Annotated in this window: 9 protein-coding genes; 5 read left to right on the top strand and 4 right to left on the bottom strand. The window is 43.1% G+C overall.

Features of this window, described 5'->3' with window-relative positions:
• Positions 1 to 34: 34 nt before the first annotated feature.
• Positions 35 to 502 carry a MarR family winged helix-turn-helix transcriptional regulator gene (locus BLS59_RS10235; protein WP_091148638.1) on the top strand — a complete coding sequence of 156 codons (468 nt, stop codon included), beginning with the start codon at positions 35 to 37 and terminating at the stop codon, positions 500 to 502.
• Between the two features lie 6 nt (positions 503 to 508).
• Here the strand turns inward: BLS59_RS10235 and BLS59_RS10240 are convergent, their stop codons facing one another.
• A complete protein-coding gene (locus BLS59_RS10240; RefSeq protein WP_091148640.1) occupies positions 509 to 1321 on the bottom strand; it encodes a DUF4249 domain-containing protein in 813 nt (270 codons plus the stop codon).
• Positions 1322 to 1325: 4 nt separating this feature from the next.
• Positions 1326 to 3650 (bottom strand): TonB-dependent receptor, encoded by a 2325-nt coding sequence (locus BLS59_RS10245; protein ID WP_091148642.1) that lies wholly within the window; start codon positions 3648 to 3650, stop codon positions 1326 to 1328.
• A gap of 361 nt (positions 3651 to 4011) precedes the next feature.
• Here BLS59_RS10245 and BLS59_RS10250 point away from each other — a divergent pair, with 361 nt between their 5' ends.
• From BLS59_RS10250 to BLS59_RS10265, 4 genes are all read left to right on the top strand, one after another.
• Entirely contained in the window at positions 4012 to 4599 is a 588-nt protein-coding gene (locus tag BLS59_RS10250; protein WP_091148644.1) for a TetR/AcrR family transcriptional regulator, read from the top strand.
• 74 nt (positions 4600 to 4673) lie between these two features.
• A complete protein-coding gene (locus tag BLS59_RS10255; RefSeq protein ID WP_091148646.1) occupies positions 4674 to 5858 on the top strand; it encodes an efflux RND transporter periplasmic adaptor subunit in 1185 nt (394 codons plus the stop codon).
• A gap of 33 nt (positions 5859 to 5891) precedes the next feature.
• Positions 5892 to 9047 (top strand): efflux RND transporter permease subunit, encoded by a 3156-nt coding sequence (locus BLS59_RS10260; protein ID WP_091148649.1) that lies wholly within the window; start codon positions 5892 to 5894, stop codon positions 9045 to 9047.
• 10 nt (positions 9048 to 9057) lie between these two features.
• Positions 9058 to 10467: an efflux transporter outer membrane subunit gene (locus BLS59_RS10265; protein ID WP_091148651.1), complete on the top strand. Its 1410-nt coding sequence runs from the start codon at positions 9058 to 9060 to the stop codon at positions 10465 to 10467.
• A 94-nt stretch (positions 10468 to 10561) separates the two neighbouring features.
• Here BLS59_RS10265 and BLS59_RS10270 read toward each other — a convergent pair whose 3' ends face one another.
• Positions 10562 to 12925, bottom strand: a complete 2364-nt coding sequence (locus BLS59_RS10270; protein ID WP_091148653.1) for an ABC transporter permease — start codon at positions 12923 to 12925, stop codon at positions 10562 to 10564.
• Between the two features lie 247 nt (positions 12926 to 13172).
• A complete protein-coding gene (locus BLS59_RS10275; RefSeq protein WP_205411235.1) occupies positions 13173 to 15938 on the bottom strand; it encodes a hybrid sensor histidine kinase/response regulator transcription factor in 2766 nt (921 codons plus the stop codon).
• Positions 15939 to 16245 lie beyond the last annotated feature (307 nt).

The raw sequence follows: 16245 nt of genomic DNA on the forward strand, positions 1-16245 counted from the left end.
ATTATATACTTACATAAAACCTTTATCTTTGAAAATGGAAAGTAATAAAGGTACCGACCGGCCCGATCAGGAAAGAAATATCTTTAGGATATTTTATGTACTGAAGCGGGCGCTGGACGAGTGGGGGGAGCACCATTTAAATTTGATGCATAACCCCAGATTCCATATTACTTACATGCCCTTTTTTATGAATATAGGACTGTCTGGTATATCTAATAATGAACTGGCCATGCTTATGGGGGTTACCAAGCAGGCAGCAAGCAGAATTGTAAAAGAATTAATGGCCTCCGGTTATGTACGGGCAGAAAAAAACGATATAGATCAACGCTCGTCCATGCTTTATCTCACTAAAGCAGGTGAACAGTTTTACATCGAAGTTGAACAGGCCACAAAGCTGTTAGAACAGGAATACACCAAACTAATAGGCGTAAGGAATTACGATACCACAATAGATGGTTTATTGAAGCTGATAAAGTTTCATGAAAGCAAACCGCTAAAATAAACCAGCTTATTTAATAACAATGGTTTCGCTCTGGGTACTATGTGCGCTGAAATACCCAAGTGCAGTTGGTTTAATGTTGGTTGGCGGGTCTGCCGGGGTAACACCGCCCCCGGGCCCGTTGGGGCTTTGTTGCATCAATGTATACCAATAGGTATAAACCGGTTTATCAATACATTGCATTTCTACTGTAACCGTATCACCAGCATAAACCCCGAAATCACTGTCGTCATTATCCCGTACCCTCAAATCAAAACTTACATAACGGCCCTCTGTAAAATCATCATTAAATGCATATATCGTTTTTACCTGTACCTGGTTAACCCATATAATAAAGCGGTACTGGTTTACCACACCCGCAGGGTCCTGGTAGTGAACGGTCAGCACCTTTTTATGCTTACTGGTATTAATTTCATCTTCCTTATAGGTAAGTGAGTCCAATGGCACCGCAGTAGGCATAACCGATGTTGCCTGGTAGGTTGTTGTACCTGTTAAAACACTCATGGTATAGGTGTTTCCGGCTGTACCTGTTAAGGCATTGTTGGTGTAAGTTCCCGGGGTGCTTTCTGTAAAAATAAAATTATGACCCTCATTATCACTTACGTTTACAGTGGCGCCTGTTACAGGAGGATAGGTGTTGGGGGTAGAAACCTGCACATTGCGGCTCAGCTTAATAACTTGTGGCCCGGCTGTATTGGTAACATTACCCTCAATTACTATTTTACCGGTATCGTTGCCCAGTTTTAGGTCAATTACTTTAGTACAAGAGGCTAAAGCCGGCAGCAATGCCAGCATAACCATAATATTTTTTAATGTTTTCATGACGTTAAAATTTAAAGTTCCAGGTAACTGAAGGGATGGGGGTAGCAAAAATGCTGGTTTCTGCCGCTTCTGTAGTATTTGGTACCGTTTTGCTGTCGCGGAAAGTAATACTGTAAGGGTCGCGGTGACCGTAGATGTTATAAATACTAAACGTCCAGCTGGAGTGGTATTTTTTATGTTGCTTGCCCTCGAGCGTTGCACCAAGGTCAAGGCGGTTATTGTTGGGTTTGCGGTAACCGTTCCTTTCTGAATAGGAAAAGGTAGTTAAACCGCCAATGTCGTACTTACCGGTTGGATAAGTAACCGCACTGCCCGTTTGATAAATAAATGAGCCGGAGAACGACCAGCGTTTATTGAGCTGGTATATGCCCACTACAGACAAGTCATGCGTGCGATCCTGCCTGGCGGGGTAATAAGCGCCGCTGTTAATGGCGGCAAACTTGTTTTCGGCTTTGGAAAGCGTGTAGCCTATCCATCCGTTAAAACGGCCATATTTCTTTTTCAGGAACAATTCAATACCATAAGCCCTGCCAGAGCCAAAGGTTAACTGCGATTCCACATTTTCATTAACAATGAGTTGTGCGCCGTCTTTGTAATCTATCTGGTTTTGCAGCCACTTGTAATATACCTCTGCCGAAAACTCAAATATATTGTCGCTAAAATTCCGGTACCAGCCGGTAGATACCTGATCGGCAATTTCGGGTTTAATGTTATTACTGCTCATCACATAAAGGTCAGTTGGCGAACTGGTTGTGGAGTTGGTAAGCAGGTGGATGTTCTGGGTATTACGATTATAGGAAAGCTTAACCGAACTGGCCTCATTAAGCTGGTAAGCTGCAGAAAGCCTGGGTTCCAGGTTAAGATAATTTTTCACGCTGGCGCCAGATCCATAAGTTGATGACGAGGTGACGTTGCCCAATGGATCGTAAGTTTTAAAAGTTCCGGGGCCGATCAGTGAGAACCAGCTGGCCCTTACGCCATACAGGACACTCAGTTTGTCGGTCACTTTCCAGTCATCATTGATGTAGGCCGCATTTTCATAACCATAACGCCTTTCCACGCTGCGTGAGTTAAAGCTGGAGGATGCATCGGTGGTAATGTCGCCGGGCGAAATAGAATGGTGCAGTACATTGATCCCGAATTTCAGGTGATGCTCATTGCTGAGCGTGTATTGTAAATCCTCTTTCAGGTTAAAATCGGTGATATTTGAGGTAGCCTTAAAGCTGCTGGCACTTTGAAAGCTTTCAATCACATAGTTGTAATTGCTGAATACGATCGAAGTATTGGAGAATAGGTTATTATTGAAAATGTGATTGAACCTAAGCGTACCGGTAGAGTTACCCCAGTTTGTGCCGAAAAGGTCCTTCAATCCCAACACATCTTTACCAAAATAACCAGAAAGATATATCGCGTTTTTATCGTCGAAATGGTAATTGGCTTTGGCATTCAGGTCATAAAAGTATAACGAGCTGCCTTTAAGGGTAGAGTCTTTAGATGCTTTTAAAAAGAAATCGATGTAAGTGCGCCTTGCGCTTATCATAAATGAGCCCTTGTCTTTAACCAGCGGCCCTTCTATTTTTAACCGCGAAGCGATCAAACCTAAGCCACCCTGAACGGTGAAATCTTTATTGTTACCATCGTTCATTTTAATATCCAGCACTGATGAAAGGCGCCCCCCGTATTCTGAAGGCATACCACCTTTGTAGATGCTGACATCCTTAATAGCGTCGGAATTAAAGGTTGAAAAGAAACCGAATAAATGTGATGCATTATATACGGTTGCTTCATCCAGCATGATCAGGTTTTGATCAGATGCGCCGCCTCGAACATAAAAGCCCGAGTTTCCTTCTCCGCCAGATTTTACGCCGGGCATGAGGGTGATGGTCTTTAAAATATCCTTTTCGCCCAGTACCACCGGCACCTGGTTTATTTGTGCCATATTCAGTTTTTCCACGCCCATTTGCGGCGAAGCTATCTGGTCGTTATTTGGCCTGTTGGCGCTGATCACCACCTCCTGCAAATTGCTTTTCGCGTTCAGGGTAACACCGATGGTTTGTGCCTTGTGCAGGCTTACCGGCATCGACAGTGATTCATAACCGATGTATGAAAATATCAGGGTATACTCGCCATCTGGTGCAGAAATGGAATAAAATCCATAATTATTGGTAACAGCTCCGGTATTAACCAGTTCTTTAATACGTACGGTGGCACCAATAAGGGTTTCACCCGTGGCGGCATCTTTAATAGTACCGCTGATCAGTTGCTTTTTTTGAGCAAATGCACATACAACGATAAACAGGAATAAGGTGAGAAGGTAGATTTTTTTCATTCGGGCTAAAATCGGGGGGATTTAGTTTAATGGTGTTCGAAGCTGTTATATTATGATTATAAGCATGACCGGAGCAAAGCAACCAGATCATCGGAAACATTTTTCCTAAGCTGTACATGGAATTTCAGCATTCCGGAATTTTTTAGGAACATATTTTAATTTGTTTCTGCAGATCAAACATTTTCGGCCAAATATAGTCAATAATATTTACCAGTATAAACCCAATATTGCTTGTATTATTGTGCTTTAATATAAAATTTATTTGAATTGTTTTTTTGAAAATGTGATTAGAATGACAAGAAAAAAATATTAACCACCTACTTTTGTCTGACGTTAATGTCAAACAAATAAGTAAAATAAAATGGCTGTTAGAGATACAGGTACCGAGCAATTAATTAAAGATACGGCTAAACGTATTTTTTTTGCTGAAGGTAAATTTAATGCCACCACCCAGGATATTGCAGACGCAGCCGGCGTTGCACGCACCGTTATTAATTATTATTTCCGATCTAAAGACGCTCTTTTTAAACTGGTGTTTAAGGAGGCGATGGACGATATGAAAGTGCGACTGGATGAAGTATTACTATCTGAACTGGCATTCAAAAAGAAGATCATCAGGTTTATTGATGTGTTTTTGATGGAACTGAGCGAGTACCCCTATAAAGAAGCGTTTATGATCAGTGAAATTAATACGCACGGATTTGTTATGCCAGATAAGGAGCCCTCGCTGGCGCTTAAACATTTTTTTAAACAGATCCAGGAGGCTATAGATAGGGGAGAGGTGAAGAAAATGTTACCCCTTAATTTCATGCTCAACCTGTTTTCGCTGCTTGCTTATCCTTTACTTACAAGGCCTTTATTTAAACAAATGCTTGAAATTACTGATATTAAATTTGAACAGCTCATGCACGAACGGAAGAAAATAATCGTTGAAATGCTGTTCGTATAATTTTTTTGCTTAAAAACTGACAGCGATGTCAAACATAATAGTCAACATAAATAATATATTATCACAAAACCTCAATGAAAACAAAAACAATGAAAATACAAACTCCTAAATACCTTGCTTTTGCAAGCGTGATTACCCTGTTTTTAGCAGCCTGCGGAGGCTCACAAACCCCGGCGGGTAACCCCGGCGCCGCGCAGCCACCGGCAAGCTACCCGGTATTTACTATCGAAGCAAAAGATGCCACTTTAAATAGCGATTATCCCGCTACGCTGCAAGGCGAACAGAATATAGAGATTCGCCCGAAAGTTGACGGCTTTGTGGAAGCCATTTATGTTGATGAAGGCTCGGTAGTAAAGAAAGGCCAGCTGCTTTTTAAGCTGAACGCCCCACAGTACCAACAAGATGTAAACAATGCCGCTGCAGCCATTAACAGTGCCGAGGCCGAAGTTAACAGCGCCCAACTGCTGGTAAACAAAACCAAACCGCTGGTTGATAAAGATATCATCAGCCATTATGAACTGGAATCAGACCAGTTTGCGCTCAATACAAAGAAAGCTTCCCTGGCCCAGGCTCGCACTTCCCTGGCAAACGCCAAAACTAATTTGGGTTACACCACCATTACCAGCCCGGTAAACGGCGTTATTGGTACGCTGCCCTATAAAGTGGGGAGTTTGGTAACCAGTGCTACCACCAATCCTTTAACTACGGTATCAAACATTGGTAAGGTATACGCTTACTTCTCCTTAAATGAAAAGCAGCTGCTTGAGTTTTCAAGAACAGTAAAAGGCAGTACCATTAAAGAAAAAATAGCCAATACGCCGGCCGTATCACTCATCCTGTCCGACGGATCAAACTATCCTGATCAGGGGAAAGTAGAAACCATTGGCGGTTTAATTGATACAGAAACAGGCTCGGCCAGTTTCCGTGCTGCGTTCCCTAATCCGGTTGGTTTACTGCGCAGTGGCAGCAGCGCCAATGTGCGCATCCCGCAGCTGGTAAAGGGTGGTATATTAGTTCCCCAGCGCTCGGCTTATGAGTTACAGGGCAAGCACTTTGTGTACGTGGTTGACAATACAGATAAGGTTAAAAGTGTAGAAGTACAGATCATGGATCTTACAGCTGGCCAATACTATGTAGTAACCGGCGGCCTTAAAATTGGCGATAAGGTGGTATATGATGGCAACAGCTCGCTTAAAGATGCTGCCCAGATAAAGCCCGAAGTGATGACCGCCGACAAGGTTTACCAGGACTTAAACTAAGTTATTTCAAATTATTCAACATCAACAATAGTTATGTTACGCAAATTTATTGAACGGCCGGTTCTCTCAACCGTTATATCGGTCATTATAGTTATACTGGGTATATTGGGGTTAACCTCACTGCCCATCTCTCAATACCCTGAAATTGCTCCGCCAACGGTACAGGTATCCACCTCGTACCAGGGTGCCAATGCCGATGTGGTAATGAATAGTGTGATCGTCCCGCTGGAAGAACAGATAAATGGGGTAGAGAACATGACCTACATGACCTCAACCGCCAGCAATGATGGTTCGGCATCTATCACCGTTTACTTTAAACTGGGTACAGATCCCGATCTGGCTGCGGTAAACGTGCAAAACCGGGTATCAAAAGCAACCAGCCTTTTACCGGCCGAGGTTACCAAATCGGGGGTTACCACCAGCAAGCGGCAAAGCAGTATGGTGATGATCTTCTCGCTATACAGCGATAACAAATCATTCGACCAAACCTTTCTGCAAAACTACGCCAACATTAACCTGCTGCCGCAAATAAAGCGGATAAACGGGGTTGGGGATGCCAGCGTATTTGGCACCCGCGATTACTCTATGCGCATTTGGCTAAAGCCCGATGTAATGGCCACCTACGGTTTAATCCCTGACGATATTAACACCGCCCTTGCCGATCAAAATGTGGAGGCAGCGCCGGGTAAATTTGGCGAAAACAGTAACCAGTCATTTCAGTATACTATCAAATACAAAGGCCGGTTAAAATCTGTTACCGAATTTAATAATATCGTTATCCGGGCTACCGGCAGCGGGCAGGTGTTGCGCTTAAAAGATGTGGCAAGAGTTGAGTTAGGTTCGCAAACCTACTCTGGCGATACCAAGACCAACGGAGAGGCATCTATAGGTATAGCTATTAACCAAACCGCCGGCTCCAACGCGCATGAGCTGATCAAACAACTGGAAACCACTATTGAGGGCGCTTCCAAATCATTCCCGCCGGGGGTTAAATATACTTCGCTGTTAAATGCCAACGACTTTTTGGATGCCTCTATTGATAAAGTACTCCATACGCTTGTTGAAGCTTTTATCCTGGTATTTATAGTAGTATTTATCTTTTTACAGGATTTCAGGTCGACACTGATCCCAGCCATCGCGGTACCGGTGGCCATTGTGGGTACCTTCTTCTTTTTAAACCTGTTTGGGTTTACCATTAACCTGCTTACCCTGTTTGCATTGGTACTGGCTATTGGTATTGTGGTGGATGATGCCATTGTAGTGGTAGAAGCGGTGCACGCCAAGTTAGATGCAGGCGCCAAATCTGCCAGGGGTGCAACCATCGAGGCTATGAATGATATCAGCGGTGCTATTGTTTCCATTACTTTGGTAATGGCGGCTGTTTTTGTTCCGGTATCATTTATCAGCGGTTCGGCAGGGGTATTTTATAAGCAATTTGGTTTAACGTTGGCTATCGCCATTATTATTTCGGCAGTAAATGCTTTAACGCTTAGTCCGGCCCTTTGTGCTTTGCTGCTAAAACCCCATGCCGAAGGTGAGCACCACAAAACCACCTACCTGCAACGCTTTTATGACGCGTTTAATACGTCGTTTGAAACAGTTACCGGCAAGTACAAAAAATCGGTTAACTTTTTAATTAGCAAAAAATGGCTGGCCGGTATAGGTATCGCGGTTTTTGCCACTATATTTTATTTCCTTTTAAAAACCACCGCATCAGGTTTTGTGCCTAATGAGGATCAGGGCGTATTGTTTGGTAATATTAGTTTACCCGCCGGTTCGTCATTAGAGCGTACAGCAGTTATTGCCAAACAGGTAGATGACATTATCCGTAAACTACCCGAGGTACAAACTACGTTGCGCATTACCGGGCAAAACTTTATTGCCGGTGCAGGTGGTTCTTACGCCATGATCGTGGTAAAGCTAAAACCATGGGATAAACGTACCGCTAAAGGACAGGACCTAACCAGCTTAACCGGAAAGCTATTCGGGATGACAGCGGGGATCAAAAACGCGCAGATCATCTTTTTTGCGCCGCCAACTTTACAGGGTTTTGGTAACAGCAGCGGCTTTGAATTTCAGCTACAGGATAAAACCGGCGGCGATATCAACAAATTCAGCGAGGTGAGCGGTAAGTTTTTGGCAGGGTTAAATCAGCGCCCCGAAATTCAGTATGCAGCAACTTCGTTCAATACCAACTTTCCGCAATACCAGGTTGATGTTAACGTGGCTAAAACCAAGGCTGCCGGTTTAACTGTAAGCACGGTGCTGGGGACCTTGCAAGGTTATTACGGTGGTTTGTATGCATCAAACTTTAACGAGTTTGGCAAGCAATACCGGGTAATGATACAGGCCGATAATAGTTACCGTGGTACACCGCAAGGCCTTAATAATATTTATGTGCGCAACGGTAATAACGTAATGTCGCCCATATCTGAGTTTGTTACGCTTAAGCGCGTTTACGGTCCCGAAGCTATTAACCGTTTTAACCTGTTTACCGCTATTGCCATACAGGGTTCGCCAAAACCGGGCTTCAGCTCGGGCGATGCCATTAAAGCTATTGAACAGGTGGCTGCGCAAACTTTACCGGTAGGCTACAGCTACGAATATTCGGGCCTAACCCGTGAGGAATTATCAAGCGGAAGCCAAACGGTGTTCATTTTTATGCTATGTTTAATATTTGTGTACTTTTTGCTGAGTGCGCAGTATGAAAGCTATATCCTGCCGTTTGCAGTACTGCTTTCGCTACCTATCGGGCTTGCAGGCGCATTCATATTCGCCAAAATATTTGGTGTAGAGAATAACATTTACCTGCAGATCACGCTAATTATGCTTATCGGCTTGCTGGCAAAAAACGCCATCCTGATAGTGGAGTTTGCGGTAGCCCGGCGCAGGCATGGCCTTAGTTTGGTTAACGCCGCTATTGAAGGTGCCGTTGCCCGTTTAAGACCTATTTTAATGACTTCTTTTGCCTTTATTTTAGGTTTGGTGCCGCTAATGCTGGCATCGGGTGCGGGTGCTGTAGGTAACCGTTCAATAGGTACAGGTGCTGTTGGCGGAATGCTTATAGGTACGCTGTTCGGGGTGTTTGTGATCCCGGTGTTGTTCATTATTTTTCAATCGCTTCAGGAAAAGATAGGTGGTAAACCTACCGATGCCCAGGCAGAAGTTACCGGCGAGCCAACCATCTAATCATTTAATCATGAAAACAAGAAATCAAGTATATATCACTTTAGGATTAGCCGGCTTGTTAGCCCTGGCATCCTGTAAAGTAAACCAGGTTTATAAACGCCCCGGCGATTTAAAAGCCGCCAACCTGTATCGCGACAGCTTAAAAACGGATACCACTTCTATGGCAAGCCTGCCATGGCGCTCCCTGTTTGCCGATACTATTTTGCAAAATTTAATACAGGAAGGGATCAACAATAATCTCGACCTGAAAACGGCCGTACTTAAAATAGCCGAAGCGCAGGCTACTTTGCAGGCCAGCAAGGCGGCTTACCTGCCATCGTTATCGGCAGGTGTGCAGGCTACCAAAGCCAAATCATCACAGGCTGCATTGAACTTTCCGGCGGGTACAGGTATCAACTTAAATACTACTACCTACCAGGCATCGTTAAACGCCAGTTGGGAAGTAAATATATGGGGACAGTTAAGCAGTTTAAAGCGCCAGGCCTTAGCCAACTTTTTACAAAGCGATGCCGCCAAACGTGCGGTACAAACGCAGCTGATAGCCGATATTGCCAATAACTATTACAACTTGCTTTCGTTAGATCAGCAATTGCGCATTACCGAAGAAACGGTGAAAAATCGCATAAAGGACGTGGAAACCATGACTGCCCTTAAAGAAGGGGCTATTGTAAACGGCGCGGCAGTTGTACAAAGCGAAGCCAACCGTTATGCAGCCGAGGTATCTATTCCCGATCTGAAACAAAGCATCCGCGAAACTGAGAATGCTTTAGATATTTTATTAGCCAGGGCTCCAGGCCCAGTTAACAGGGCTACACTTACACAGCAGGTGCCTATTGCACAATTAAGTGCAGGCCTCTCTACCCAATTGCTTAGTAACCGGCCGGATGTGCAGGCATCTGAGTATGCGTTCCGCTCGGCGTTTGAGAATACCAATGTGGCACATTCGTACTTTTATCCAACGCTTACCATTACGGCCAGCGGTGGCTTATCTACCTTACAATTGAAAAACTTTTTTGATAATTCGGTTTTTTACAACCTGGTGGGTGGCTTAACCCAGCCTATATTTAACAAAGGGCAAAATAAAGCCCGTTACCGTATTGCCCAGGCGCAACAGCAGGAAGCATTTAATACCTTTCAGCAAACATTGTTAAGCGCAGGGCAGGAAGTATCAAACGCTTTATATTCTTACCAAAACGCGGGTACAAAACAGCAATTACGTGCAAAGCAAATAGCCGCCTTACAAAAATCTGTAAGTTATACCAACGAACTTTTACGCTATAGCTCGGCCACTAACTATACCGATGTATTAACATCTGAGCAAAGTTTGTTGGCCGCGCAGTTAAGCGGGGTTAATGATCGTTTGCAGGAACTGCAGGCTATTGTTAATTTGTACCGTGCATTAGGCGGAGGCTGGCAATAGCAGCAGATTTTACAGGTGCCATAAACACCAATTAAACAAAAAGGACCTGGCAATTACTGCCAGGTCCTTTTTGTTTAATTGGTGTTTAGAATATTTAAGTTCTCAAACTTTTAACCGGATTAGACAATGCTGCTTTTATCGACTGGAAACTGATAGTCCCGATGGCGATCACCACGGAAAGAATACCCGCAAGCGCAAATACCCACCACTCAATGTGGATACGGTAAGTATAGGCCTGCAGCCATTTGTTCATGGCGAACCAGGCAATAGGAGAGGCAATGATATAGGAAATAACAACCAGCTTTAAAAAGTCTATTGATAACAGGGTGGTGATACTGGCTACAGAGGCGCCCAACACTTTGCGCACGCCTATTTCCTTGATCCGGTTTTCGGCAACATAAGTGGCCAAACCAAACAGGCCAAGGCATGAAATAAATACAGTTAAGCCAGCAAACAGTGCTGCAAGTGTTCCCACTCGGTTTTCATCCTCAAATTTTGCGGCATATTGCTCGTCTACGAATTTAAATTCGAAAGGATATTGCGGATTGTATTGTTTAAACACCTGGTTTACAATGTCTATGTTTTTAGCGATGCTATGGGCCGGGTTTAATTTAATATGCACAATATTAAACCACGCTTTAGGACCCTGTATCACCATTTGGCTAACCTTTTCATAAGGAGATTCATAAATGAAATCTTTAACCACGCCAACTACATGCCAATCGCGGCCATCGCTCTTCACTATAGCACCTATCGGATTTTTTAACCGCATCACCTTTACAGCAGTTTCGTTTAACATGAGGGCGGTAGAATCTGCCGGATATTTTTTAATGTCGATATCCCTGCCTTCCGCCAGTTTCACGCCCATTGTTTTTACAAAGTCTGCATCCGATGCCATGCGTATAAAATCTACCTTGTGGTCTGCTTCGGTGCTTCCCGGCCACGAAAATCCCCAGCCGTCGCTATATCGTTGTGTAATTGGGCTCATGGATTTAGTAACGGCTATAGCAGCCGATTTATTGATGAGGTCCTGTTTAATGAGGTCGTAGTTTTTGGCCACATCGCCCTGCATATTCACATATATAAGGTTGTTACGGGAATAGCCCGTATCGCGGGCCTGGGCGTAGTTTATCTGGTGCTCTACAATAATAGTACAAATGACAAGGAATATGGCAAAGAAAAACTGTAAAACCACCAATACCTTGCGTGGTGTAACCAGGGCATTCACCGCTACGAATGTTCCCTTTAATACTTTTACCGGCTGATATGATGACAGGTAAAATGCAGGGTAGCTCCCTGCCAGCAGGCCGGTAAACAGGATGAAAAGGATTGCGAAAAGCCAGTAGCTTGGGTTACTAAAATCAATAAAGAGCCTTTTGCCTACCAGCTGGTTAAAGCCGTGTAAGCTAATTTCTACTATAATTATGGCGAATATACCCGCTAAAAAGGATAGCATTACGCTTTCGCCTATAAACTGCAGGATTAGCGACTCCTTTGTGGCACCGGCTACCTTACGAATACCTACTTCCTTAGCGCGTTTTTCGCTCCGGGCGGTACTCAGGTTCATAAAGTTTATACAGGCTATTAGTAGAATAAATATAGCTATAATGCCAAAAAGTTTCACCCTTTCTATGCGGCCGGCAACATATACGCCGTTCTCTGATTTTGAATAGAGCCAGGTATCACTGAATAGTTGAGTGAATACTTGTGTAGTTGATTTTTCCCCGTTTTTGGTATGATCGATGGTGATATTTTTAACCTTGGTATCAAAACTGGCTTGGGATACGCCCGGCTTTAACAGGACAAATGTTTTTATAGAGTTATTACCCCAATAGCCGTCATCCTGGTTTATCTTTTTTAGGTATGACCAGGGGAGAAGGTACTCAAAATTAAAGCTGGTATTGTTGGGCAAGTCTTTCAGTATTCCGGTTACAGTGAAATTGTCGGTGCTGTCAATTTTCACAACCTTACCCATCGCGTCTTCATTTCCGAATAGTTTGATCGCCATTTTTTGCGTTATAACTATCGAATTATTGCCGCTTAAAGCACTGGTATTACCCGAAATCAGCTTAAAACTAAACATATTTAAAAATCCAGGATCTGCCACGGCGCCATTTAAGTTCAGGTGTTTATCTGCCACGGTAAAAAGAAAGGTTTGAAAGTCGCTCACCCTTACTGCATCCTCCACTTCGGGGTAATCCTGTTTAAGGGCAAGCCCCAGTGGTTTGGGCGTAGTACTCCATGCCCACAGTTCGCCATTGAATTTATCCCTGTTATTGGCTACATAAAGCCGGTCCTTTTTTTCATGGAACTGGTCATGGCTCATTTCGTTCTGGATCCATAGTAATATGAGGATAGCGCTGGCCATACCAATTGCTAATCCCAAGATATTGATCACGGAAAAACTGATATTGCGGATAAGGTTTCTCCAGGCGGTTTTAAAGTAGTTTTTAAGCATATGGTAAATTCTGAATAAAAGCCGGTTAAAGTTTTAAGATACAAATTAGCGTTCGGTTGCGTTGCTGCATTTGTAATGCCATTTTAATAAGTAGTTGATTTTTAACGAACTGTATTTAGAGTGTTTTTGAAATGTCCGGTTTCGTTACAGTTGTTGTTCGCTGGCGAACGATGCTTGGAGGGCGTTGTGGCATTGGCAAATTTGTGGTGCGGCTTATAAACCATAATCTGAACAAACGCCCAATGGTTCAGGACGTTTGTTTTCTTTTAAACTCGCTTGGGGTGCAATCATATTTTGCTTTGAACACGGTTGCAAAGTAATTAGGACTTGCGAAACCAACCATGTAAGTTATTTCAGATATGGAATATCCTTCATGAACTAATAAATAGGTGGCTTTTTTTAAGCGGCGGTTTAAAATATAATCTGTAATGCTACAGCCTAAAAGTGCTTTTACCTTGCGATAAAGCTGCACGCGCGAAATACCTATGGCTTTGCAGATATCATCTACATTAAAGTTTTCGTTAGCCAGGTTTTGCTCAACTATACCGGCAAAATCATTCACGAATTTTTTGTCGAGAGCTTTTGATACAGGTATTTTACCGTGGCTTACATCGCTGGTGAAATGCTCCTTTAGTATAACCCTGTTTTTGATGAGGTTTTTTACCGTAGCAAGTAGCTGATCGTAATTAAACGGCTTTACCATATAAACATCTGCCATACTGCGGATGCCGTCTATCTGCTGCTCCACGCTTGCCTGGGCCGTTAACAATATCACCGGGATGTGCGATGTACGGATGTCTGTTTTAATATTTTCGGTAATAACCTTGCCAGACATACCTGGCAATACCACATCAGATATAATGAGGTCTGGCACTTTTTCAAATGCTTCTGATAAACCTTGCGTGCCGTTATCGGCAGTAAATATTTCGTAATTAGCACCCAGCTTTTCGCTTAAATATTGCAGCAGGTCGGCATTATCTTCAATGATTAAAATAGATTGGTCCTTGGGTTGGGCAAGGGCATCTATATCGGTTGTTATTTCGGTTTGTTCCAGATCGGCAGTGTAAATGCGTGAACGTTCGTCAATGGCCCATGCGTTAACCGTACCGCTTGTTGGTAAGGCTGTGAGATTGTGCGGGTTGCCCAGCGGCAGCGTAATTGTAAAAATAGTGCCCTGCCATTTTTTGCTGCTTACGTTAATATTGCCGTGGTGCAGCGCAATGATCTCTTTTGATAAAGATAACCCCAGGCCCGAGCCTTTGGCATTGCCATTATCTGCCTGGTAAAACTGGTCGAAAACATGCGCTGTTTCTTCGGGTTCCATACCAATACCGGTGTCCTGTACGGTTAGCTCAACCGTGTCTTGCAGCTTATTAATGGTGATATGAATGCGGCCGTTATCTTTAGTGAATTTAAGGGCGTTTGACAGTAAGTTAAAGAAAACCTTATCCAGCATATTATTATCAAACCAAACGTTTATGTTTTTTTCTGCCGTTGTTAAATTCAGACTGATATTTCGTTTACGGGCGTTGTGCTGAAAACTCTCCATAATATCGCTAACAAAATGCACCAAATTATTGGGCGACGCGTTGATCTGCTGCTTATCGTATTCAATTTTGCGGTAGTCTATCAGCTGGTTAACCAATCGCATCAGCCTGAAAACGTTTTTATGGATTAGTTTTAAATTTTTACCGGCTACAATATTCAGTTTTTCATTGCCCATCATATCCTCAACCGGCGAAAGGATAAGGGTTAACGGCGTACGAAACTCATGCGAAATGTTGGTGAAAAAGTTCAGTTTAGCTTCTGTAGCTGCTTCGGCCCGTGATGACATTTCTATCAACTGATTCCGTTGCGACAGGATCTCGTTGTTTTTGGCCTCCAAGCTTTTATTGATCTTGCGGTTCTCCATTAGCCAGTAAAATGCAAGCCCACCAAAAACTATAGCCAGTACCAGGGTGATAACAATGATGTTTAAAATAAGTTGCTGGCTGTTATAAACCTGTTGCTGCTCTTCCAGTAAAGATTGCTGGCGTTCAATATCCTTTTGCTGGCTGTTAATTTTGCTCCATTGCAGTTTCATTAACTGTACATTGGTTGAATCGATAACCAATGATTGCAATATGTTCTCTTTGGCAAAGCTTTCTTTATTCAATATCCTGAACGCGGTGGTAATGGCCTCTTTGCCTCCTGTAGGGTACACTAAACTGGCATCAATGATTTTTGAAGCCACCATTTGCAAGCCGCCGCCATTCCCGGGCATGGCATCTACCCCTAAAACTTTAACGTGCTGATTTAAACGCAGGCTATTTAAAACTTCTCTGGATGCGCCGGCCATTACATCGTTATGTGCAAATAAGGCATTGGCTGTTTTTAAATCGGGTTTTATCTGGCCCAGTTGCTTTTGCGCATTGTTTTTAAGCCAATCGCCATAAACCTGGGCTTTAATGTGAATGTTACTGAATTTAGATAAAGCATCACTAAATCCCCGGTGCCTTTCAATAGCCGGCGAGGAACCGGGCAGCCCCATAACCTCAACAACATTGCCTTTACCATTTAAATTTGCACCAATATACTCACCGGCCATTTTGCCTATCTGGTAATTATCGGCACCCACATAAGCGGTATAAAGGTCTGATGATGTTTTGCGGTCAATTACTATTACAGGAATCCCTTTGCTATACGTTTGTTCAACTATGCCGGTAAGTGGTTGTGCTTCGTTGGGCGATATAATAAGCAGGTCTATACCTTCATTAAGCATCTGAGTTACCTGCTCAATTTGCTTTTTGCTGCTGTTATCGGCGTCGGCATAAATGAATTTAACGCCCGGATGTAATGAAAGTTCCATTTTCATTTCATCCAGCATGTTGCGCCGCCACAGATCAGATCCTACGCATTGCGAAAAGCCTATGGTATACTGTGATGTTTTATCCGTCTTTTTACAGCCGGTAAATGCCATCAGTATACATAGTATCGGCAGTAATAGTTTACGCAGTTGATAGTGCAAAGCCATTTATCAGTTAAATACAAATAATAAGTAAATATCGGGTACTGGTTTATGTGGTAGCTGAATCCTTTTTAAGGAGCCCTATACAAAAGTATCAATAAAAGTTTTTACAATGCAAATAGGAGGGGTTTTAGTCGTGTGCTTGCATGTATCATTATGTATCAAAATTGAAATAAGCAGGTAACAAAAACAAACCTCTGGGTAAAATTAAAACGATAATTGATTTTATTTATCTGTAAATCAGTTAATTAAATGCTGTTTTATTTTTGTACGCTTTTGGTATAAAATCAATAACTGCCGCTTTGCAAATCGC

Origin of the sequence: Mucilaginibacter pineti (assembly GCF_900101875.1) — a bacterium.
Taxonomy (GTDB): domain Bacteria; phylum Bacteroidota; class Bacteroidia; order Sphingobacteriales; family Sphingobacteriaceae; genus Mucilaginibacter; species Mucilaginibacter pineti.

Excerpts from the sequence above, each read along its gene's own strand:
- BLS59_RS10235 (WP_091148638.1), top strand. The coding sequence starts at position 35 with ATGGAAAGTAATAAAGGTACCGACCGGCCCGATCAGGAAAGAAATATC.
- BLS59_RS10240 (WP_091148640.1), bottom strand. The coding sequence starts at position 1,321 with ATGAAAACATTAAAAAATATTATGGTTATGCTGGCATTGCTGCCGGCT.
- BLS59_RS10245 (WP_091148642.1), bottom strand. The coding sequence starts at position 3,650 with ATGAAAAAAATCTACCTTCTCACCTTATTCCTGTTTATCGTTGTATGT.
- BLS59_RS10250 (WP_091148644.1), top strand. The coding sequence starts at position 4,012 with ATGGCTGTTAGAGATACAGGTACCGAGCAATTAATTAAAGATACGGCT.
- BLS59_RS10255 (WP_091148646.1), top strand. The coding sequence starts at position 4,674 with ATGAAAACAAAAACAATGAAAATACAAACTCCTAAATACCTTGCTTTT.
- BLS59_RS10260 (WP_091148649.1), top strand. The coding sequence starts at position 5,892 with ATGTTACGCAAATTTATTGAACGGCCGGTTCTCTCAACCGTTATATCG.
- BLS59_RS10265 (WP_091148651.1), top strand. The coding sequence starts at position 9,058 with ATGAAAACAAGAAATCAAGTATATATCACTTTAGGATTAGCCGGCTTG.
- BLS59_RS10270 (WP_091148653.1), bottom strand. The coding sequence starts at position 12,925 with ATGCTTAAAAACTACTTTAAAACCGCCTGGAGAAACCTTATCCGCAAT.
- BLS59_RS10275 (WP_205411235.1), bottom strand. The coding sequence starts at position 15,938 with ATGGCTTTGCACTATCAACTGCGTAAACTATTACTGCCGATACTATGT.